General features: G+C 62.1%; 16 protein-coding genes. 9 read left to right on the top strand and 7 right to left on the bottom strand.

The window, feature by feature from the left end; genetic code table 11:
• Positions 1–3: 3 nt before the first annotated feature.
• Genes NKI49_RS01050 through NKI49_RS01035 form a run of 4 tightly spaced genes read right to left on the bottom strand, consistent with a single transcriptional unit; the run spans position 4 to position 2,562 of the window.
• On the bottom strand, positions 4–624 hold the full coding sequence (locus NKI49_RS01050) for a SctK family type III secretion system sorting platform protein (protein ID WP_352598173.1): 621 nt from the start codon (positions 622–624) through the stop codon (positions 4–6).
• The gene (gene sctJ, locus NKI49_RS01045) at positions 621–1,454 is read right to left on the bottom strand and encodes a type III secretion system inner membrane ring lipoprotein SctJ (RefSeq protein WP_352598174.1); all 834 of its coding nucleotides are present in this window, start codon (positions 1,452–1,454) and stop codon (positions 621–623) included. Before sctJ ends, NKI49_RS01050 begins: the two co-directional genes overlap by 4 nt.
• 17 nt (positions 1,455–1,471) lie before the next feature.
• Positions 1,472–2,104: a hypothetical protein gene (locus tag NKI49_RS01040; protein WP_352598175.1), complete on the bottom strand. Its 633-nt coding sequence runs from the start codon at positions 2,102–2,104 to the stop codon at positions 1,472–1,474.
• Positions 2,105–2,130: 26 nt separating this feature from the next.
• The gene (locus NKI49_RS01035) at positions 2,131–2,562 is read right to left on the bottom strand and encodes a type III secretion protein (RefSeq protein WP_352598176.1); all 432 of its coding nucleotides are present in this window, start codon (positions 2,560–2,562) and stop codon (positions 2,131–2,133) included.
• Between the two features lie 343 nt (positions 2,563–2,905).
• Here NKI49_RS01035 and NKI49_RS01030 point away from each other — a divergent pair, with 343 nt between their 5' ends.
• Complete coding sequence (locus NKI49_RS01030; RefSeq protein ID WP_352598177.1) at positions 2,906–3,730, top strand: L,D-transpeptidase; 825 nt, start codon at positions 2,906–2,908, stop codon at positions 3,728–3,730.
• Between the two features lie 3 nt (positions 3,731–3,733).
• On the top strand, positions 3,734–4,747 hold the full coding sequence (locus NKI49_RS01025; RefSeq protein WP_352598178.1) for a LysR family transcriptional regulator: 1,014 nt from the start codon (positions 3,734–3,736) through the stop codon (positions 4,745–4,747).
• On the opposite strand, the gene NKI49_RS01020 is transcribed toward NKI49_RS01025, so the two are convergent.
• Together NKI49_RS01020 and NKI49_RS01015 are read right to left on the bottom strand one after the other, a co-directional pair.
• Positions 4,720–14,493 (bottom strand): LysM peptidoglycan-binding domain-containing protein, encoded by a 9,774-nt coding sequence (locus NKI49_RS01020; protein ID WP_352598179.1) that lies wholly within the window; start codon positions 14,491–14,493, stop codon positions 4,720–4,722. The genes NKI49_RS01025 and NKI49_RS01020 overlap by 28 nt on opposite strands.
• Positions 14,494–14,568: 75 nt before the next feature.
• Positions 14,569–15,429, bottom strand: coding sequence for a MurR/RpiR family transcriptional regulator (locus tag NKI49_RS01015; RefSeq protein ID WP_352598180.1), 861 nt, complete (start codon positions 15,427–15,429; stop codon positions 14,569–14,571).
• Positions 15,430–15,643: 214 nt separating this feature from the next.
• Here NKI49_RS01015 and NKI49_RS01010 point away from each other — a divergent pair, with 214 nt between their 5' ends.
• The 7 genes from NKI49_RS01010 to NKI49_RS00980 all read left to right on the top strand — a co-directional run bounded on the left by NKI49_RS01010 (position 15,644) and on the right by NKI49_RS00980 (position 21,746).
• Positions 15,644–15,826, top strand: a complete 183-nt coding sequence (locus NKI49_RS01010) for a hypothetical protein (RefSeq protein ID WP_031260038.1) — start codon at positions 15,644–15,646, stop codon at positions 15,824–15,826.
• 122 nt (positions 15,827–15,948) lie between these two features.
• Positions 15,949–16,950, top strand: coding sequence for a SctD/MshK family protein (locus NKI49_RS01005; RefSeq protein WP_352598181.1), 1,002 nt, complete (start codon positions 15,949–15,951; stop codon positions 16,948–16,950).
• A complete protein-coding gene (locus NKI49_RS01000) occupies positions 16,947–17,387 on the top strand; it encodes a hypothetical protein (RefSeq protein ID WP_352598182.1) in 441 nt (146 codons plus the stop codon). The genes NKI49_RS01005 and NKI49_RS01000 overlap by 4 nt, the downstream gene beginning before the upstream one ends.
• 17 nt (positions 17,388–17,404) lie before the next feature.
• Complete coding sequence (locus tag NKI49_RS00995; RefSeq protein WP_352598183.1) at positions 17,405–17,716, top strand: tetratricopeptide repeat protein; 312 nt, start codon at positions 17,405–17,407, stop codon at positions 17,714–17,716.
• Positions 17,713–19,875 carry a type III secretion system export apparatus subunit SctV gene (sctV, locus tag NKI49_RS00990; protein WP_352598184.1) on the top strand — a complete coding sequence of 721 codons (2,163 nt, stop codon included), beginning with the start codon at positions 17,713–17,715 and terminating at the stop codon, positions 19,873–19,875. Before NKI49_RS00995 ends, sctV begins: the two co-directional genes overlap by 4 nt.
• 48 nt (positions 19,876–19,923) lie before the next feature.
• A complete protein-coding gene (locus tag NKI49_RS00985) occupies positions 19,924–21,282 on the top strand; it encodes a type II and III secretion system protein family protein (protein ID WP_352598186.1) in 1,359 nt (452 codons plus the stop codon).
• A 14-nt stretch (positions 21,283–21,296) separates the two neighbouring features.
• Entirely contained in the window at positions 21,297–21,746 is a 450-nt protein-coding gene (locus tag NKI49_RS00980) for a hypothetical protein (protein WP_352598187.1), read from the top strand.
• 127 nt (positions 21,747–21,873) lie between these two features.
• Here the strand turns inward: NKI49_RS00980 and NKI49_RS00975 are convergent, their stop codons facing one another.
• Complete coding sequence (locus tag NKI49_RS00975) at positions 21,874–22,677, bottom strand: tetratricopeptide repeat protein (RefSeq protein WP_352598188.1); 804 nt, start codon at positions 22,675–22,677, stop codon at positions 21,874–21,876.
• Positions 22,678–22,716 lie beyond the last annotated feature (39 nt).

Below are 22,716 nucleotides of genomic sequence, written 5' to 3'. Positions count from 1 at the left end.
CGCCTAGCTCATCGCTCGTCGGACAATCGCGGGACCGGCCTCGGCAAAGGGGCCGGCTGCCGTCTGGTCGACAAGCTCGTGCGGCACCAGCTTGAGGCGCACCCGCATGCTCGTATCGGCAGGCATCGCCTGACACCAGGCGCCAAGGCAACCCAGGCCGTCGGCATAGACACGACCGTAAATATCTTCCGGGGGCTCCAATCGCTGCACCGGACCGGCCAGATCGCGATTGGCGACCGCGAAAGCGCAGAGATCCGCGCCAAGCGCCGCCTGCCAAGCTGCCGCTTCGCGCCCAACAATGACAGCGGCCAGACTGCCGGCCCAGTAGATCGCGCCGGCGCGAAGCGCGAGTTCCTCCAATTCCTCGCCGGAGGACAGAGCGATCGCTCGATCGACCTCGTCGGCCGGCTCTTCAACTGCTGAAGACAGCCTGTGACGCTCGACCAGAAACTGCGACAATCGTTGATGCAGGCGTTGCGACTGCAGCATGCGCTCGCAAGCAGCCTCGCCGATCGTGCCGTCAAAGCATTCCGCGAGCCTTGCCGCATCCACATAAGACGCGGGGTTGGACACGAATGCCTGCCACTCCGGGCTGGCGGTTTGCGTCGAGCAAGTCCCCGTCATGTCTTCTTCACAGGCATCGCCGAAGCATCGAGCGCATAGACGCCTGGCTGTCGGTACCACTGCACGTAGGCTAGCCGGGCAGCCAGCGCGAGTATGGCTGCCGCCATGCCGTAAAACAGCCCCATCGCGGCGGCGACGCTGCCGGGATGCAGCCAGAGGCCGAGGAAGCTCGTAAAGCCCGCCTCGCCGGTCCCCTGTTCGGGGGCTGTCGCGGTCACCGGAATGAGGGTGACGGAAACATTGTCATAAGTCAGTCCGGCGACACCCTTGGCCACCAGCATCTTGACCTGCGGGATCAGCTCATTCATCGGAACGGATGCGCGATGCCGGATGAAGACGGAGGCGGACGACGGCACCAGCTGCTGTCTCAGAGGATCGTTTTCGGGCAGGACGAGATGAACGCGCGCGGAAAGCACGCCGTCGATATCCGAGATGGTCTGCGACAGCTCCTGGCTCAGGCCATAGATCATCGTCGCCCGCTCTTCCGCCGGCGAGGATACAATCCCACCTCTCTTGAACACCTCGCCGAGCGTCTGGAATTCCTGTTTGGGCAAGCCACTTTCGTCGAGAATCGCCATGGCCTCGGCGAAGCGGCCCTTCTCTACGGAAACCGTCATCTTGCCGTCTTTGCCGGTCTCGCGTTGCGCCGGAATCCCGTGGCGCACCAGCGTAGCCACGATCTCGTTGGCCTGCCGCTGGCTGAGGTTGGAATAGAGCTCCACGGAGCACGCCTGCAGCACGAGCACACCCATGACAACGAGGGCGACGCGCCACCGGGCGCCGTATCGGTTCAATAGCGTTGACCGCCACGGCAAGGTTAGCGTCGGCACGAAACACTCCGCGGCATTTACTGTTGTTTGATCAGCGTGCTGGTGGACGACGTGACAGCCGTCACGCTGCTCGTCACCACCTCGAGATTGGCGGCTGCCCACATCACCGAAATGGACCGTTCGAGAAGTTGCTCGGCATTCTTTGCCGGAGAGTTTTCGGCTTCCTTGCCTGACGTGGCGGTCTTGCCACCGGCATCCTGTACCGTGGCTGCATCGGCACTCACGGGAGCGTTCGCCTGGCCAAGGGCTTTCTGGACCTGTTGCATGGTTCCTTCCAATGACCGGACGGCGGAACCGAACAGTGCCGACGGATCCGTGAACGCCCCGCGCCCCGCCTTCTCGGCCTCCGCCAGATAGTCGAAGAGTTGGCGTTCGACGATCGGCTCTGTCCTTTCCGGTTTGGAGGATTGTCCAGCCATTGCCTGATTGGCGCCGGACGATGCCTGTGCCGCCTGCTGGCCTGCCCGTGTGACGACATCACCACGCTCAGGCGTGTTGACTTTCGCGGTGTCGTTCTTCTCCTGCTTGGCACCAACCATTCGATTGCCAGGCTGGGCTGCGAAGCCAGCGGTGATCTGCTGTTGCGAGCTTATACTGGTGGTCAAGTTTGCAAGCGTAGCCTCCAGGGCTCCAATCGGCGCGATCTGCATGAACCAGCCCTCCTGTTCCTTATTCCTCAGTTCTTCCTGGCGGAGGGGACATCCTGCGCCTCCGCCTGCTTTCCGCGGAAAACGCGGACCGAGACAACTTTGCCCGGCTCCTGCTTCGTGCCCGTAGCCGCAGGAACTCCGAGCGTTTTCCTGACCAGTTCGATGTAGGAGGGTGGCCCTGATACCGAGACGACATCATCTTGCTTAGAAAGCTTGATCGGAAACCTCGGATCAATGACGCCCAGCCGTGACAACCGATCTTCCGCGCCGGCAGCCATGTTGGCATCAAGCGGGATCATTTCCGTCTGGATTTCGGCTTCGGTCGCGACGTTCATGACGATGCCGTCGAAATGCCAGACCAGCCCGTATCGATTGCAAATCTCTTCCAGAAACTCGCGGGCCGTTCCCACCGGCATGCCGGCGCTCAGGCGCCCCTTTACAAGCTTGCTGACGCGCATCGGCACCCGCATGTTGCGGCCAAGCTCGATGAGCGCGTCTGTCACGGACTGGTCGACCGTGATGTATTTGTAAGGCCCAGGAGGCCATCGCGGTTCGGCAGCGTATGCGTGCGGCGAGCCAAGGCCGAGCGCCAGGACGGCAAGGCCGCAGGCGACAAAGGCGGCCCTGGCTCCCGACAACCGATCCGCATGGCAAATACCGCGTCCCGTCAACTTTGGTCCTATTGCAAGCGATCCACGAGTGGTGCCCCGCGTCGCTCGCTTCATGGTTTGCCCGCTGGTTTTCACTCTATCGCGCACACGGGAAAAATGGAAGTCCAATTGGACTACGCATTAACTTCCCGTGCCAAATGTTGCGAACGATCCGCAAAGCGATATGGTGCGCGCTGGAATCAATCACCGGTTCGTGATCGCCGGTTCAATGCTTCACAGAAAGGGATCGGTCTCGGTGGCGGCAAACAAGATCTCGCTCGCGAAGCTGGATGGTCCCCCAAGCGTTCCTGGACGCAAGATTCCGATCAGTCCTCGTCCCTTCCAGAGATTGGGTGCGTCGGCTCTGCTCGCCATGTTGACTGCCGCCATGGCGCCGTCGCAGGCCCAATCGAACAGCGGTTATGACCCCAGAAGTTGGGCTTACGATCCGGCAAGAAACGTGTTGGTCTCCCCTTCCGGTCGTGACCGGACTTCGGGCGAAGAAATTCAGCCCGGGTGGTCGGCAATCCCAAGGGAGATCGTGGCTTTCAGCGAAGCTCAACCGAAGGGATCGATCGTGATCAACACCACGGAGCGGCGCCTGTATTACATCCTGGGAGGCGGCAAGGCGCTGCGATATGCAGTGGGAGTCGGCAAGGAAGGCCTGGAGTGGTCCGGCCGCGACACGATTTCGAGCAAGAAAGACTGGCCAGATTGGCGGCCGCCGGCCGAAATGCGATCCAGGGAAGCCTCAAAAGGCCGCTTGCTGCCCGCCCACGTCGTGGGAGGGCCGAACAACCCGTTGGGCGCCCGCGCCTTGTATATCGGAAACACGCTTTATCGCGTCCATGGCACCAATCAGCCGTGGACCGTCGGACAGGCGAATTCGTCCGGCTGCATCCGCATGACCAATGAAGACGTTATCGACCTTTATGATCGAGTAAAGATCGGCGCCCAGATTATTGTCCGGCATTGAATCGTGATTCCGTTCAACATCAAGCAGCTTGAAACGTTTCTCCTGGTGGCGACTTTCGGAAGCTTTCGAAAGGCAGCGGAACGCCTGAACACGACGCAGCCGGCCGTGTCCACGCGAATTGCCGGCCTGGAGGAAGCGCTGGGTGCCAAGCTGTTCGAGCGGCAGAGCAGCACCGTCAGGCTGACCGCCGAGGGGCAAAGGCTGCTGCCACCTGCTCAACGGGTCCTGCGCGTAGCAGAGCGGCTGCAACTGGCGGCCAGCTCTCTTTCGGAGACGGCAGGGGTGCTTCGGCTCGGAGTCGCCGAATCCATCGTGCACACATGGCTTCCGGATTTTCTCAGGGAACTGCAGGCAAACTACCCGCTTGTCGATACGGATATTGTCGTCGATGCGACGACCACCCTTCGCAATGAACTCATGTCCCACCGGCTCGATCTTGCGGTGCTGATGGGCCCGATACTGGAATACAGCATCGAGAACATAGAGCTGCCATCCTTTCCACTGATCTGGGTCTGCTCGCCGCAATTGCAGTTGCCCAACCGACGCAAGCTGACGCTGAAAGACCTGATGCAATTTCCAATCATCAGCTATGCGCGCAGCACGAGGCCCTACAGCGAGCTATACCGCAAGCTCACCGGCGAGCTGGAGGAGACGCCGCGCATCTTTCCGGCCAATTCCCTAGCCGCTTCCATCAAGATGACACTCAACGGTATCGGCATAGCCACCCTGCCAGAGGACGTCGTCCAAGAGTATACCGAAAGCGGTAAACTGCGCATCGTCGACTGTGAATGGCACCCGTCCGACCTGCAGTTTACCGCCTCCTACTCTTCCGAACCATCCAATCCGATAGCGGAGCGAGCGGCAAAGCTGGCCGCCTGTGTCGCCCACGCATATGCCGCGAGAACCGGCCAGGCGCAGCATGCCGGCGGGCGCAAAAAACGCGACGCGCTTCAGGATCCCGCCGTTCGTTTCCCAGCCGGCCGATGTTCTCAGCCGACCGATGTCCCAGGCAGATAGATGCGATCGCCGGAGAAGATCATGTCCGGGCTCAGGATGTGATCCATGTTGAGCACCACCGTCTCCGCCACGTCCGCCGAGTGGGTCCTGGCGATCAGGCGAATAGAGTCGCCGTTCTTGACCTCGACCCACTGATAGCCGTCCTTCTCCAGCGTTGGATTCGTCCGGCCCTCGGAATTGCTGCTGCCCTCGGGATGCACCTCTACATAGTCGCCGGAAACCCAGCCGGCATGCATTTCGCCGTCCGGTCCAAAACCTTCGACGGGTATCCAGGCTTCTCCAGACGGATCGGTCGAAGGCTTCGCGGTCTGCTCGACGAACGTGCCGGGTTGCAGAACCGTCGCCACCGTTGAATTCCCGTCAGGCTGGGTCCGCAAATTCAGGCCGTCATCCGATTGCACGACGAGCTGCGGGAAGGTCTCTGGCGGGGTTTGCGGCCCATCTGGAACATCCGAAGGATCATCGGGGCGCTGGGACGAGGCATCGCCATCCGCTTTTTTCGGATCGGGCGTAGAGGTCGGCTTCGCGCCGTCCCAAGGCTCCGCGAGCAGGGAGTCCAGCGAGAAGAGAAGCATTCCAACACCGAAGGTGATGCCCAGGGTCCACCGATCCCATGCAGCCCATTTTTTGTCGGACTTTTGCGCCGCCGCGATATCGGCGTCGGTTCGCGGCACCGAACGGCTATTCATCCGGTCCGTCCTTATGGCCGACGCCCAGAATTCCGCGCAGCCGAACGTGAACATGGTGCCGGCGACTGTTGCGATCGGCGCCGGCCAAGAGTGCAGCGTATAGACGGCGCAGCCAAGCACATAGCCGGGACCAGCCAAATATTCGGCCAGGTTTCGGATCACCGGTCTGCCGCTGAACGACTGCAGCATCGACTTCGTGCCATAGACGATGTTGCCGAGCGTGAACGTGCTGTTGACGACAAGATCCTTACCCTGGATCATCCCGGTCGCGGCACCTGGCGCTGCGGCAATGAATGTGGCTCCGCCGAGTGCGTTGAGGAATCGCCCGAACGGCTTGTGACCTGCGGTTGCGTTGGGGAAGAGCGCCTGCGCGCCGAAAACGAACCCTCGCGCGCCAAATGCCACCGCTCCGGCGGTGGCGGTCCAGGTTGGCGGCAACGAACTCCACAGGATGTAGGAGGTGGTCGACATACCGCCAAAGGTAGCGAGTGCCTGAGCGTTTTCCCGCATCCTGGCATGGCCGAGGGCCAGATCCACACTGGTGGCCTGATCCGGCGTCATCGCCTTTTTATGGGTCGCCCGATAGGTCGTCAGTTGCAGCACGGAAAGCGCATTCGTCTGATCCGTCGACATCCAGGCAAACTGCGTGGGTGTGAACTTACGCAACTGGCCGGGGCTCAACTCCGCAAGCTGCTTCGGTGTCAGAGCCGCCATCTGCCGCTTCGTCAGCGCCTCGATCTGATGAATGGTCAGAGCACCCAGCTGCTCACGCGTTAGCGCCGAGATGTGGTCCGGCGACAGCTTTGCCGTTGTCACGGGATCGCGTGCCGCGACAAGGTCGGGATTCAACGCCGCGAACTGCGTCGCATCGAGATGACCGAACTGGGCAGGTCTCATGGCGGCGAACTGTTCTGACGTAAAGGCGTTGCGCTGCTCATCGCTGAGTTTGGCGATCTGGTCCGGCGTCAGCTTGCGCACCTGCTCGATGGTCAACGCAGCAAGCTGCTCGGGTGAGAACGCAGCGACCTGATCCGGTCGCAAGCCGCTGATGCGGCCATGGGCAACGGCCTGCAATCTGCTTGGCCTGATCGCCTGGAGCTGTTCGGGGCTGAGCGCCCGCAACTGCTTCGGCCGAAGCGCCGCAAGTTGCTCAAGTGTCAGCTGCCCGACCTGCTCGGGGCTCAGTGCGGCAACCTGCTCTGGCGTCAGCTTGGCGATGTGCTCCGGCTTGATGGCGCGCAACTGCGCGCTGGTCAGCTTCGAAATCTGGTCGGTGGAGAGCGCCCTGACTTCCGGCCCCGGGCTTCCCGGCACGTGGCCGTCGGAAGCACCGCGTATCCACGGCAGCACGACGGCTTCGCCGGTGTCGGGGTCGAACACCAGTATGTGCGTCTTGTCCGCCAGCTCCGGTGCATCGGCTGGCGCGCGAGGGCCGTCGGAAGGCGGCACATAAACCTGTTCCGGCCCCCTCGGCTCGGTGCCCAGCATTGCCGCGGTGATCACCTTGCCGCTCTCGTCCTCGAGCCGCAGGGTTCGGCCCGGACTGGTTTTGGTCGTCGTGGATTGGGGTTGTGGTGCTGCCGAGACTGGTTTGTTGTGTCCGAAGATGTTGCCGACAATCCCCGCATCGTCGAGCGCCCGCTGCAAGTCCGCGGAAGGCGGCGCATCGAGGAAAACCCAGCGCGGCTGATAAGCCGGGTTCTCGTTCCGCAGCGCCACATCCTTGTTGATCTGCTCCTGCAGTTTCGGCGTGAGCGGCACTTCGCGCATCTGCGCGACGCCGTTGATCGTCGTCCAGCGATGATAGGTCTTGACCTCGATCGCCTCGATCACGTCGTCGCTCTTGAAGACGGGCGAATCCACATATCGCCCACCCACGCCTGAGACGGGGTGGGGTCCACCCGGGCTGGCATCGACCGGGAAATGCGCTTCTCCAAGCGACCCATTGAGTTCGCGCGTATAAATCTCGCCGGCCCGCCATTTCTCGGGCTGGCGCATGTTGCGGACCTGTTGCAGCGAATAGGTCGTTGGAGGCGCCGCCTCGATTGCCTTCCTGGCTGGCGCCGCCGCCGGCGGCACGCTTTCGCCCTCCGGCCGCCCCTGACTGCCCGGCACATGGTCCTCGGAGGCGCCGCGCATCCATGGCAGGACGTATGCTTCGCCGGTCTCGGGATCGCGGAACAGAATATGCGACTTGTGCATCAGCTCCGGCTCGTCGCCGCGTGCTGGCGGTCCGTCGGCGGGCGGCACATAGACATTCTCCGCGCTCTTTGGCAGTGGTCCATAACGGGTGGCCGTCACGGATTGCCCGTGCTCGTCCCTTATCTGGATCGGGCCGTTTCGACGGCTGCCCACCTGCGAGGAAAGGAAGGTCAGCACGCCATCGGCAACGTTCTGGCGCATGAAGCCGCCATCGACGATCGACGGGCCGAATTCCGTCCGAAATTGCTCGATCGCGGCGCGCTGGTCAGGTCTTGCGTTCTTTTCCAGTTCGCCGAGGAGCTGCTCCATGGAGGCCTTGCCGCCCTTCGGGATGCCGCTCGCCGCGCCGTTGCGCGAGGCTTCTACGGCGTGGGCGAGCCAGGCGGGAATCGTCAATTCCTCATTTTGCCCGTCGGCACGATCGAAGGTCAGTGTCGCGGTTTCGTTCTTGGCGATCGAAGGCGCGATGCTGGCCGCCTTGGACTTGTACTGGATTCTCACTTCGGCGCTGAAGGTCAACGCACCTGCAGGCAGCGGATGCGTCGACAGTGAAAGCGTGTAGCGCGTGGCCGGGGTGCCATGCGAACCGTAGAGGTTCTTATAGATGTTGCCCGCGCTCGGCATGTAGCGGGACTGCGGCGATCCGTCGGGTTGGAAGCCCGCCGGAAGCCATGATTGTACTGTCGATTTCACCTTGTAGGTCGCGGACGTGACCATCCGGTCGGGATTGAAACCCAGTACGCCAGGCAGCCTGTTGTGATCGTTGAAGATGACGTCGACCAGCATCGCCTCGGGGTTTACAATTCGAGCCTTCTCGCCGGTTAGCAAAACGATCTCTGCCGTGGGCGCCTTGCCCGGTACGGCCGAGAGGCGCAACCCGCTCAGCGTCGGTTCGTCAACCAGAGAAACAATGTTCGACGGATCGATTTGGCCGGCCTTGACGAGGTCACGTATCGAGCGGATGCCATCGCCCTGGCCGATGGCTGCGATGAGTTCGGACGCCTTCGCCGGATCCTTGACCGCGAACTGGATCTTCAGGCTTGTCGAGCCGAGAGCGGACTGGATCTGGTCGTATGCCTGGGTCGACACAATGTCGCCCGGCTGGAGCGTGTCTTTGACGGACAGTTCTGGGCGCTTCTCGAAGCCGACGCGCGGCATCTGGTCCACCGCGGCGACATGATTGGCGACGATCGGCAGGCGTATGCCTGCCTTGGTCTCGGTCATGACACGGTCGAACGGAAGCGCGCCTTGCAGCTGGACGTGCCCCAAACTGTTTTCCGCCGGCACGCCAAAGAAGTCATGCTGGCCAGGTGCGAGCGTGACCCCCTCGCCCTTGAGCAAAGGCGTGTAGGTCATCTCGATCACGGTGCCTTCGCCATCCGGTGTCGTCCCGACAATGGCAGCGTTCAGCGGCTTGGCGTCATAGCCGGTCGCATCGCCGAATATCGCCTTGCTCGCCGCCGCCGACAGATCGCTGCTGCGAACCGGGAAGGCCGTCTGGTTGGACACCGGCCAGACACCGGCCTGGAGGCTTGTGATGTTCCTGTATTCGCGTGCCCTGTAGGATACGACGCCCTGGGTGCCGAGTGCGTCCTTGAACGGCGTCAGGCTGTGTTGGCTGACGCTGTCGACGATCGACCACCCGATCATGCCGAAATCGGTCTTGGTTCCGACACCGAAACCAACGGCCGCAATTGTCGGCGAGCCGATCCCGAAGGCGTCGCCGGTGTTCAACCGGACCCGGAAGGTGACGCCGACACGGAAGTCCGGCAATATGTCGCGAAGCGGCGTACGCGGAATCTGGAGACCGTCCGGGCCGTGACGCTCGGCCATTTCGCGGCTGGAATAATAGCCCTTCTCCTGTTCGTAGCGGGTCACAAGCTGTTCGAGGGTCAAGCCGTCGAGATAGGCCGAGGGCGTTTTCGGATCCTTGCCGCTGGTGTAGACATACCCGCTCGTGTCGCGTCCCGGCGTGCCGGCAAAGCTGCGTGTCTCCGGATCCCAGACGAGGCGCACCGTTCCGTCTTGTCCTATCGGCTTGCCCGGTACGATGATGGGATCGCCATCGGCGGGATGGGCAGTACCAGGCGGGGTCGACCCCTGAGGATCGTGGCCCGGCTGCATTGTCGAACCATCGCCGCTGCCGTCGTCGGCCTTGATCACTTCTCCGGGTATCACCGGATGGTTGGGGTCTTGGAAGACCTGCTTCCCGGTCGGCCTGTAGACGCCGTCGGCACCGATCTCATAGACGTTCATTGGGCGCCCCGAGGAACCGGGCTCCGGCGCCGGCGGCAATTGCCGCGGTCCGTTGCCGCCAGGCGGCTGTTGGTGCGGTCCGTCGCTGCCCGGTGGCGGACTGGCGTCCGGACCATTGGAGCTCGCCTGCGTGCCCGTTCCCGGCCGCAACGTGCGCAGGCCGTGGATGCCGAGGCCGGTGCCGGTGATGCCGGTGCCAAGACCCGTAAGCGCATTGGCAAGCTGGAGACCATTCATCTGGTCTCCGTTGACGGCAAGATCGTAGGCAGAGGTCGCCAGTAAGGGTGCGCCGACAATCACCGAGCCGACATCCATTCCCCACGCCGCCTTGTTCAGGCCGGCGGTCGATTGCATGTAACCACGGGTTTCGAGCGCCAGGGAAGAACCGGATCGTGTTGCACCTATGCTGCCGCGGAAGGCCTGGAGCGCGGTCATTTCCTTTCCCGCCATGCCAATGGTGCGCAGGCCGCTGGATGCCATGGGCAGAACCGTGGTCGCCGCGCTGGCGATGTTCATCAGTGACTCGGCATCGTCCCACTCGCCGCCATGTTCCAGATGGTTGACCTGGTTTATGACGGCTCGGGTTCCGAGGTAGGCAGCACCCGTATAGGCCAGCGGGGCCGCGATCGGTGCGGCCGGCGTGAACGACAAGATGGTGGCGATGCCGGTCCCGATGCCAACCAGCGGATCGACGACCTTGTCCCAGACCGAGACGTTGCGCGCCTTCACCACTTCAAGCGCGATCTTGCCGTCGTCTCCCGCCTTCATCTCCAGTCCTTTGGGAACGACGAGCTTGCCGTTCTCACCAAACTGGCTGTTGTTGTCCTGGAAATCGCCGAGGTCGTCGAACTTCTTGCCGGTTGCGTCGACATAGCGAGTGTTGCCGTCTCCGTCGCGCACGGCAAAGAGCGTGACCTGCTGCGTCCCGACCTCGTCGTCGACATAGAAGATCGGTACGCTGCGCACATATGGATCGTCGCCGCCAATATCGCGGATCTCATGCGTCACATTCTCGATCGCCTCGCGGCCATCATCGGTCGAAGAATTCAGGCCGAACGTCCTGGCGACCGTGTGATCGAGGGTCGTACCAGGTTGTTCCCGGAACTGGTTGTCGTAGCCGCTGTCGAGCAGTTGCTGGAACTTCGGCTGATAGATGCCGTCGAGCGTCTGCTGCTGATGTTCGTCCAGATAGGTCTTGTCCACCGTGCTGTTGCGGTCCGCCAACAGCGAGGGATCGCTGAGCCGAAGCTCATGGTAATCGCTGAACCCTTGCACCACTCTGCGCAGATCCTCAGCCTGTGCTATCTGAGCTCTTGTCGCATCAAGCTTGAGCTTGGAGACCGCCAGTTCGGGGTCGACCCAGCGGCCACCATGATCGTCATCCTGCGTGTCCAGGTCGATCCAGATCGCCTTGCCGCCCTGGGTCAGCGCATCGACCCCTATCTGGTTGTATTTCTGGGCAACCTCCGGCGCCACCTTGATCGTCTGTCCGCCGACATCGATTTCGACCGGCTGCACGCCATCGGGCAGCGTCCCTTGGGGCGCATCGACCGCTCCAGGCCCGTGTTGCGTCAGCGCATTGTTGAAGTTGGTCTGCAGGCTCGTCAGCTTCGTTTTCAGGTCGGTGATGCTGTCGCCGAGCTGCTTGTCCAGGACATCGTTCAGATTCTTTGCCGCTTGCGCCTCGCCGGCCTTCGCGGTTTCCAGGCCGTTGGCGGTGCACACCTTCTCCGTCGAACCGCTCAGAAGCTGTTGCCAGTCCTTGTTGAGCTGGCGGTCCCGGTATTCGTCCCTGACGTTCTTGTCGTTCAGACTGTAGGTGAGCTGCTGCTCTGTCGTCCCTTTGTCGAAATGGTTGACGACCCAGAGCTGGCCATCACGGACTTCGAGCGTCGAGGTCTTGTAGTGACCCAGGTAGTCGCCGCTGTACCGGTTGTATTCCTTGTTTGGGTCGAACTTCCGTTCGCCAAGATACTGGACAAGCAGCTTTTGCTCGAGATCCGTCTGCTGCGCGCCGACCTGTGCGGCAGTGGCATGAGCGTCGAAGTAGTTCTGGTAAGCCTGCGCCAGTTCGAGCTGACTGCCTGCTGTCGTCTGTAGCGCCTTCAGATCCTTGTATTCCTTCGAGTCCGTGGGAACGCCGTCCAGTTCGGCCTTGCCCACCAGGAAATCGATGGTGAGCTTGTCGCCCTTGCTTAGATGCAGGCCGACCTCGGAAAACAGCTTGTCGACGGCCGCATGCTCGGAGACACCCTGAGCGTGTTCCGTATACCGGTTCGGGCTGTTGACAGGGCCGACGGCTGTTGCATTGGGATCACCCAGCGGCGTCAGCTTACTCTGCCCGGCGATGGCATCTTTGAGGACGCGTGCGGCATTCTCATATTCACCACGGGCACCCCGCGCGTTCTGCAGCAAAGTGTTGGCCTTGGTCAGCCGCTCCCGCGCATCTGCAAGCGTGCCCTTCGGTTTTTGCGCGGTCCATTGCAGACCGTGAGGCGCCAGTGCCTTGTTCAAGATCGTCTGCGCGCCATCAACTGCATCTTTGTAGGCGGGATCGAGCATATCGACGTTGAACTGCTCCTGCTGCTGGCCGGCCAGAGCTCGCGTCTCAGTGATCCGCGACAGGGCGATGTTCTCGGAAATGATGGCCTGGGCGACCTGGGGATCGACCCAGGTCCAGACTCCGTCGATCTTCATCGGCGTCCACTTCCCGCCGGAAGGTGCGTTGCCCTGTGGCGGATCGCCGAACGGATCGACAACCCTGTTTTGCCCGTCCAGCTTGGGCTTGGCGGCAGTGCCCAGACCGTATTTGTCGATCAGGGCTTTTTTGTCCTGTCCGGCTTTCTCCGCAGCGTCGATGAGGCCGGGCAAGGTCTCACCGGCCAGCAGCCCTTCGACAAAGGTCTTCACGATCTGGCCTTCCTTTGCTTCCTCGGAATTGCTGCTGTTGGGGTTCACCGCCAATAGCGTCCTTGCCAGCGCGGCCTGCGTGCTTCCTGCCTCGATCTTCAGGTCGGTGCCGGTGGTGCTGTTGTGCAGCGTCATGCTGCCATCGGGCTTGGTGGTCAGCTTATAGCCGTTGAAGGTGACCTCCACGGTCGTGCGCGTCCCGTTTTCGATGGTGACCTTTTCTCCGGGCTTGATGATGTCCGGATCTCGGGGCGAATCGAAAAGCTCAGGATTCGTCCGTCTGAGATCATCGAGCGACACGCCATATTGCTGCGCGATAAGGGTCAGATTGTCGCCGGGCTTGACCTCGTGCTCGACGGGCTTGCCGCCATTGATCTTCTCGGTGATGGTCGTCGTCACCCGGCCGTCCTTGTCGGTGACGATCTTGGTTTCGGTCCCCGTTTTCGGATCGACGATCGTGGTCGTGGTCTCGCCCGTTTTGGTGTTGTGCACACTGTTGCGGGTCTTGCCGTTGCCATCCACGGATTGCGAAGTTTCCTTGCCGTCGGCCGTGGTGACGACGGAGCGTTCGTCGTGCTGATAGTCATGCGAGTAGACGGTCTTGTCGCCGGTGTGCGGATCGACGATTTCGACCGACTGCACGTCGCCATTGCCGCTTTCCGCTGCCTGCGGTTTGACCTGATAGCCGGCGGCCTGCAGTTCGGCCATCACCTGCTCGCTGGTGAGGCCGTTTTCCCGCGCGATCTGCTCGATGCTTTTCCCGTCGGCCAGACCTTGCTTGATGTTCTGCGTGCTTTTCCCGCCCGGATCCTGCGCGGCCGCCAATATGGTTTTGTGGCCGTCCGGACCGGTGACGGTGGTCACGGGAAGGGATGGGCCGGCGCCCGGCGTCACCGTCTCCACCGAAGCACCGTTGGGCAGCGACGTCCGTTCGGTGACGGTGCCGGTACCGAGATCGTCTTCATAGCGCGTCGTGATGGCGGCGGTGTCGGGATTGTAGCTGCTGGTTTCCTTGCGCCCGAGCCCATCCCGGACCGGCGTGGTGGTCGCGGTGCCATTGGGGTGCTCCACGCTCGTATAGTAGCTGTCGTGTTGGTAGTCGTAATATTGCGTGACGGTGCGGCCGCTGGCATCCGTGATTTTCGTTGTCTGCACGTCGCCATTGCCACTCGGGTCGGCGGTCGACACGGTCATCCCGCCAGACCTCAGCGCGGCAATGACCTGGTCGCGTGTCATGCCGCGGGCAGACGCAATCTGGTCGATGCTTTTGCCACCGGTGACGTCGTTGACGATGCTGCGGGCGGTCGTCGCTTCCACGGCGTTGTCGTCGGGCTTGCTTCCGTCAAGTTTCACCGGCATCAGCGTGGGTGCCGCGAGATCAGTCCGCACATGGAGCGCCGGCGTCACCGTCTTGCCGTTGCCGGATGTGCCGGTGCTGGCGTTCGAAGCTGGCGTTGCCGGAGCCGCAAGCGGCGGCGGCCGAAGGGAACTCAGCTGCGTGTTCACCTGCGCCAGTTCCTGGCGGGCCTGCGCCGCCCAATCGCGCTCGCCCATCCTGTTGGCGAGCCTGATCTGCTCCCGGAGTTTCGCCGCCTGCGCCTCCAGCCGCGCTATCTGCTCGGCGTTTGCCGTCGCATTGACCTTTTGCGGCTGGACGGGCGGCTTATTGAGCGTTACCAGGCGAACCATCTGGACGACCTCCGGAATCACTGTTGCCGGCAGCCTGGGCCGCCGGCACGCCCGCCCGATCGCACCTTTCGGATGTTATCGAGGGGGCTTCCAATAAATGCCGAAAGCTGCAAGCTGCTCTTCCGACTGTTTTACCCGTTCCGCGGCATCCGTTTCGGACCGCGCTGCCGTCAGTGCCGCCAGAAGTTCGACGGCGGCGAACGCCGGCGCCATGCTTCGGAAGAACGACTGCGAATTCGATGTGACAATAATTGTCTCCCGCGCGATCCGCGTCAGCGGAGACACGCTGCTGTCGGTGATTGCCACCACGCCGACGCCTTGCCGAGCCGCTTGGCGCGCCACGTCGATGGTCGTGCGTTCATAAGGCGCCATGCCCACAGCCAGAAGCACGTCGCCACGTCCGGCGCGCTGGAGGGCATCCAGGCCCTGTCCGGCCATCTCGCCGACAAGCGTCACCTTGCGGTCACCGCCAGCCAGAAACGACATGACGTGAACGAAGTGGCTGGCGACCGGATAGGCGGAGCGTGAGCCGAGACCGAAAAGATCGCGCGATCCTGCAAGCAGGTCGGCGGCGGCAATGATCTGCATGGCGTTGGTGTATTCACCAAGACTTGAAATCTGCGCTGCAAGTGCGTCGGCAACGACGCCGACGGTCGAATATCCCGGATCGCCACGCTGTTCGATCCCCTGTCGCGCCGGCTCTCCTGCGATCGTCTCGCGCAGCGCGCGCGCATAAAGACCGCGCATATCCTCGTAGCCTTCAAGGCCAAGCCATCGCGCCAGCCTCATCATCGTGCTGTGCGAAACGCCGGCTTGGTACGCCTGCTCGCGCATCGACATCAGCGCGACATCCTTGGGATGATCCAGCACGAAACGCGCGGCGACCCGCAGCTGCGGCGGCATATTGTCAAACCGTTCGACCAACAACTCGGCCAAAGGACCTTTTTCCATCCTGAAGTACCCCATTCACCCGCTTGGCAGATTACTCCTCACATGTAGGCAATGCAACAGTTGGAACTTAAGTGGCTCGTATATTCCAAATGGACTTTCAATTTCGGTCATGCCGCCTTAGAGTGCCTCGGCAACCTGCCGGACCCCAGCGATGTGAGTCCGGAGTTTGTAACTTGAATAGTCCCTCAAGGAGACAATGATGGCTGCTACCCCTCCCATTACCTCCGGCTCTACCGGGTCGCCGGAACAGAACCTGGACAAGATGATCAAGCAACAGGAGCGCATGTTCGGGCTGGAGATCACGAAAGAGATCGCGAAATCCCAGCATGACATGCTGATGAGCACCGCAAAGACGCTCGGCCAGTCGGCTGAAAAGGCCTGAGGCAGCGGATTCTCGAACCCATGCGCCGCCGCAAGCAACCGGCGGCGTACTGCACGGCAGAAACCTTTCAACGCCGTCGTCTGGCTGCATTTGAAATCGTCATCGGCGGGAGATGAAGTGGCATGACCGCTAGTCCTATCGGTAGATATCTGGAGGCGGCGCCGGCGCGGCGGTTCCGCTCGATTATCGCTCCCTCCCCGGCAGCCGGACATTCGGTCGCGCTCAGCGTAGTCCACGGATTTCATGCCGGCGCCGAAATCAGTCTGGTCGAGCCGGTCTATACGATAGGCTCCAGCACGGAGTCGGACATCGTCCTCAGGGATGCCGGCATCGCGCCGATCCATGCAAGACTGCGGCGCCAGGGCAACCGGCTTGAAATCGAAGCCGTTGGCAGCGATGTCGTACTCGCCACAGGCGAGACGATCCATGAGGGACATGGCAGCCGCTGCAGGCTGCCGCTCACCATGAGTGTCGGTGACGCCCGTATCCGGCTGGTCAACCCGGAGCGCTCATCGAATCGGTGGGCTGTTTCCAATCGCCCTCTCCTGGTTGCAGGCAGCGTTCTCCTTGCCGTATTCGTTGTTTCCGTCGCGGCGAACGGGTTCTCTTTCGCTAAGCCCGATATTGGCCAGAAGCTAGCCGCTCAAGACGGCGAACCGGTCAGGGTAGCCTTCGCCGGCGAGGCAGGGCAAGAAGTGCTCGACGATTCATCGCCGGCGCAAATTCAGAGTGCCGCCGACGCGGAAAGGCAGCTCAAGCAGCATCTCGAGCAATCCGGCATAAGCACATTGGCCGTTCAGCGATCATCGGGACGCCTCGTGGTCTCGGGGATGATTCCCAGTGACAAGAGTGGTGTTTGGACGGAAACGCAATCCTGGTTCGACCAGGCGTTCGGCGCGCACATTGCCCTCGTCTCCAACGTCATGATCGGCAACGCCGAGCAGGCTCCGCGCCTGACGTTGCAGGCAATCTGGTATGGCGAGCGGCCATACGTCATCGCAGCGGACGGCGCACGCTACCACGAAGGCGCATTCACGAATGACGGCTGGACCATAAAGCATATTGGCGAGACGGAACTTCTCCTGACCAAGGGCGGCGCCACGGTCGCGCTGAAATATCCGTGAACCGCCGGCTTGAAGGGCCTCGCTTCGACACGGCAAGGGTTGACACACCCGGCCGCGAGGTTCGGCAGGCTGAAAGCGTACGCGGTCAATCGATCAACCGGCGACGGATGAATGGCGCCGACAAAGCCACAAGCCGTGCTCAGGGAACGAAGTCGGCCGCGGGCACGGAAATGCCAGAAACCGCGGAATTCCAACGCTCGCAGGGTGCCGCCGGGGAATCGCTCGATGAGATACTCGTCAATTTCGTCATGCCCAATATTCCCGAGCCAGCCATCCTGCGGCGCTCCGTGCCAATTCTCCAGCATTTTGTAACGCACTTGGTTCCTGACCTTGAGGGCGGCGAGCAACTCAAGACACTCGCCAGAACGCTGATGGAGGATGAAATCGAGCGTCATCGCGATCTGCTTGGTCGCATGCAGGAAGGGATCGAAACCTGACCGACCCGCATGACACCGTGCACCTGCTGCATGTCCTGGGCTATCTCTACGGGTCTCACGGGCAGGCAAAGCGGGGCGCGGCGTACTTGCTTATCGCTGCACAGCTCTCGCCGGGAAATGCCAGCGTGCTGCGGACATTGGCGCACCTGCTCATAGTGGATGGCGAGGCGGAAAAGGCGCTTGCCACGATCGCCAGGCTGGAGACCTTGGACGGAATGGACCACCCGGCGCTTGCATTGCTGAAGAGCCGCGCCTTGCTCGTGGCCGGGCGCAAGACCGAGGCGCGCAGTGCCTTGCTGAGCTTCCTGTCGCAACGAGGTGTTGAATGACCATGTCGGAGCGACTTCTGCGATTTCTGGCCAGGCTTTCACGCCGCAGCGATCTGGTCATTGCCGTCCTGCTGCTCGTAGCAGTGGTGATGATGCTCATCCCGTTGCCGACATTCCTCGTCGACATTCTCATCACCGCCAATATCGCCATCAGCGTGCTTATCCTGCTGGCTTCGTTTTACGTTTCTCATCCGCTCCAGTTCTCGTCGCTGCCGTCGGTCATCCTCATCGCCACCTTGTTCCGGCTGGCCATCACGATCACGACCACGCGACTGATCCTGCTCCAGGCCGACGCCGGCGACATCATTACCGCTTTCGGTGCCTTCGTCGTCGGCGGCAGTATTGCGGTGGGCCTGGTCATCTTCCTGATCATCACCGTCGCGCAGTTCATCGTGGTTGCACGGGGTGCCGAACGCGTCGCCGAGGTGGCCGCGCGCTTCACGCTCGATGCGCTGCCGGGCAAGCAGATGAGTATCGATGCCGAGTTGCGCAACGGCGACATCGACCAGGCGGAGGCACGCCGTCTGCGCCAGCAGCTGGAGCGCGAGAGCCAGCTGTTCGGCGCGATGGACGGTGCCATGAAATTCGTCAAGGGCGACGTCATCGCCGGGATCGTGATCATTCTGGTCAACCTTGTCGGTGGTTTCGCCGTCGGAACGCTGCAGCACGATATGTCCCTGGGGGACGCGGCTGCCACCTACTCGCTGCTCACCGTGGGTGACGGGCTGGTGGCGCAGATACCGGCACTGCTCGTCGCCGTGGCCGCCGGTACGATGGTGACGCGCGTCGGCAGCGCCGACGGAACCGGCGATCTTGGCCAGCAAATAACCAGTCAGCTCCTGAGGGATTCCCGAGCGCTCGCGCTGGCTGCGGTGATCATGGTCGGCCTTGCCCTGGTGCCGGGCTTCCCCTTTGTCGTGTTCCTGATGCTTGGTGCCTGCTTCGGAGCGGGCGCCTATGCAGTCAATCGGCGCACAGCCCAGGAATCCGAGCCCGAGGACATCGGCCAGCTGCCCGAGCAGTCGGGGAATTCCGCCTCGCTTTCAGCAATCCCCACCGGAACACTGCCTCCTTCCTATCGCATCGTGGTCCGCTTCGGAACCGAGCTAGGGCGCTCGATCCCGGAGCCCGAGTTTGCCACGCTCGCCGACGGCGTGCGCCGCGAACTCTTCGGCGATCTTGGTGTCGACGTTCCGGCTATCGGCACGCAGGTCGACGAGATGCTTTCACCACGAAGCATCCGCATCGACCTGGAAGGAGCGCCCATCCTGGACGCCGAAATTCCAGCCGACCGCGTTCTTGTCGAAGCGGACGCGACGCATCTCGATCTGCTCGAAGTAACCTACGAAAAAGGTCCTTCGGTTGCCGGTCAGCGCAGATTCGTGTGGGTCGATGACAGCGACATATCGGTGCTGAAGGAAGCCGGCTTCGCCTTCTCCGCACCAGCCGAAACAGCGGCCAGATGGACCGGAAATTCGCTTCGGCTTTATGCCGGCCATTTCGTCGGGATTCAGGAGACACGCAGACTGCTGTCGGACATGGAGCCGGATTATGCAGACCTGGTCAAGCAGGCACAGGAGATCGTGCCGCTGCAAAAGATCGCGGAAGTGCTTCGCCGGCTCGTCGGTGAAAACGTGCCGATCCGCAATCTGCGCCTGATCCTCGAAGCCCTGATCGAATGGGGCCAGCGCGAACAGGACGTCGTCCTGCTGACGGAATATGTCCGCACATCCCTGAAACGCCAGATCAGCTTCCGCTCCGCCGGCCGCACCAACATCATCGCAGCCTATGTCCTGCAGCGGTCGGCCGAGGATATCCTGCGAAACGCAGTGCAAAGCACTCCGACGGGGACAATCCTGAATCTTTCCGACGATGATGCGCAGGCCCTGGTCACCGAAATCGAGCGGGCGCTAGCGCAGAACTCCACCGATGTCTCGCCGGTGGTCCTCGCCGCGATGGATGTGCGGCGTCATATGCGCAGCCTGCTCATGCACAATGCCATCGAGCTTCCGGTTCTGTCCTTCCAAGAACTCGCGCAAGAATTCAACGTCCAGCCGCTGGCCACGATCGCGGGCCGCTCGGGGAAGGCCGGCGCGCGCAGTGTCTCCCAGTCGTTGCCATCGGCTCAGCCGAAGGCCAGGCAAGAGGCAACCTCATGACGCCAGCCGGACGGACGGGAACATTTGGGGAATCAGGAGAGGAACGGCATGACAATCCACGGTACCGCAGCAGGCGTTCGACCGGCCGCTGTCGCCAGGCGGGCAGATTTGCGCCAGCTCGCTATCGCGACGGTTTGCTTCCTGCTGGCGTTCCTGATTACATCTGCCGAAGCGTCGGCGCAGAACGTTTCGCCCTTGTCGAGCAAGCCAGCGCTCGACCTGCCGGTCGGGCAAGGACGCTTGCTGCGGTTCTATGAACCGGTCGAATCCGTGCTCGTCGCGGACACCACGATTGCAGACCTTCAAGTCGTGTCGCCGAGCATGGTCTATGTGTTCGGCCTCAAACCCGGCCTGACCAATCTCATTGCGGTCACCGCCGATGAGCGGATCGAGGCAACGGCCCAATTCCGCGTCACGCCCGATGTCACCCCCGCCAATGAAGCGAAGCATGCAATGCAGCCGAACTCGGCGACAAATCTCCATATTTTCGGAACCCGCATTGTCGCGACGGGCGAGGCACGCGGCGTCGATGAGGCAACGGATGTCGACAATGTCGCCCGGACATTCTCGCCGCCGGAACAGCCACCGCTGAACAACATGACCGTGAAGGGCTCGCAGCAGGTCAACATCCGGGTCCGCTTCGCCGAAGTCTCACGCACGGAGCTGCAGTCGTACGGCGTCGACTGGTCCGCCGGGTACAAGAGTGGCGGCTTCGAATTCAACATGTTCCAGGACAATGGCGTGCCATCGGGCAGCGGGAATTTCGGTTTGAATATGGACCAGGCGCACGGCGTCAACTTCGACATTCTGATCGAAGCGCTGCAACGCAACGGCGTCGTCAAGATACTGGCCGAACCGAACCTGACGGCAGTGACCGGTCAGACGGCGAGCTTTCTTGCTGGTGGTGAAATACCGATTCCGATTTCCCAGGGGAATGATGTCGTCACCGTTCAATACAAGCCCTTCGGCGTTTCGCTGGGATTTACCCCAACCCTGATTGGCCGTAACCGTATCGGGCTTCACGTCCAGCCCGAGGTCAGCTCCCTGTCGGAAACAAGCTCCGTGAGCGCCGGCGGCTTCGCCATGCCGAGCTTCATCGTGCGCAAGGCCGACACGACGGTCGAAGTGGCGAGCGGTCAGACGTTTGCGATCGCTGGCCTGTTCCAGCAACGGACCTCGCGCAACCTGGAAAAATTTCCGGTTCTGGGCGATGTGCCCGTGCTTGGCCCGCTCTTTCAATCGCAGCGTTTCCAGCATGAGGAGACCGAACTGGTTATCCTGATTACGCCTTATCTGGTCGAGCCAGTGCGCGACAGCCTCGCCACGCCGCTCGATCGCCCGGCAGCCAAGCGCGCCAGCCGCAAGCACGCCAGCGACGCGTCGGCGACGGGTCTGATCATCAAGTAGCGGGGAAAACGAACATGACATCGCCCATCGCTTTCTGCGTCATTCTTCCAGCGCTGTTTCTGGCCGGCTGCGTGAACAACCCGCAACTGCGGCAGGATTATTCTCCTGGCTACAGCTATGTTTCGACAGATACGGGCGGCTCCCAGAAGGGTGTCACCGGTTCCGTCCTTGCTCCCAATGCATGTCTGGCCGAGCCGGCCGATGACGACAATTCCGCTGCCAGGACCAATCTGACGATCGTCTCCGGCGTGGGCTCCCACCTGCCGTCCGGCTGCGCCAACGCCTACAATCTTCAACGCATGGCCGAAAGCCAGCGCGACCTCGTCGAGGGCAGGCGCATGGGGCCGGCGGCAGCAGCGCCGACCGCGCGGGCGGCCCGTCGCTACCTCGATGGCGAAGAGACTCCGATAGGCGGAGCCAACAGCGGGCCGTCAACGCCGCAGACGACGCACCCGGTCGAGTGAGCCGATGCGGTTTCGCCCGCACAGCCCCACTCAACGCGTCGGGTCCGATGCACTAAAGCAGTTCATCTCTCCATCAAAACGCAGAACCGCTCTATGTCTTTGTCTTGAGGCTTTTCCTAAAATTGCCCTAGCCGAGGATGGAGCCGAGCGCTTTCGCCCTGGCCTGAGTGCTACCCTTCAACCGGATGGCTCTGGCACGCGCAAGCAAGGTATTCACCTCCTTGGTCGTCAGGCCGATGGGCGGCGAGCCCTTGATCTGATCGGCTTGGCCAAGAAGTCCGTAGACCACCACGACATTGCGCTTGTGGTGCAATTGCGCGTTGGGCGTGGCGGCAATCTTCTGCACCAGCGGCAATGCCATTGCGGAATTGTCTTCAAGTGCCGCCGCCAACGCCATGTTGGTCTCGACGTCGAGATCGCCCGGCGCGAGTTTCAACGCCTGGGCGAAAGTGGTCTGCGCCTCGCCTGTCTGGCCAGCAAATGTCTGCGCCACGCCCAAACGGTTGTAGGCGCTGCTGGTATTGACCACCGGCGCTGCCTGCGCGAGCGCGCGCATGCCGGCATCGACGTCGCCCGCCTCTATCATCGCCGAGCCAAGCCCGAGCATCGCCCCTCCGTCATTGGGAGCTTTTGCAAGCGCGGACTGGTAGGCTTTGGCGGCCTCGGCGGGATAGCCCGCCCGCATGTAAGCGTCGCCCGCCTTGACAAACCCACTCGCCTTGGCGTCCGGCATCGCTGCCGCGCGCTGGTAGAGCGCGATTGCGGTATCGCTTTCTCCGCGCGCGTCAATATCGTCGGCAAGCTTGATCAAACGCTCGGATTGCGAGGCCGGCCCTTGGGCCTTCGCCTGCACAGAGCCGGTTTTGCTCGTCTGACAACCGCTCAACGCCAGCGTGATGACGATTGGCAAGAATACGACATGCAACCGCATATCCACCTCTCCGTATTCAAGCCCGCCCTACCTTACACA

The sequence above is a fragment of the Mesorhizobium sp. M0587 genome (genome assembly GCF_040320945.1).
GTDB lineage: Bacteria > Pseudomonadota > Alphaproteobacteria > Rhizobiales > Rhizobiaceae > Mesorhizobium.
This window is presented reverse-complemented; position numbering and strand designations above follow the sequence as displayed.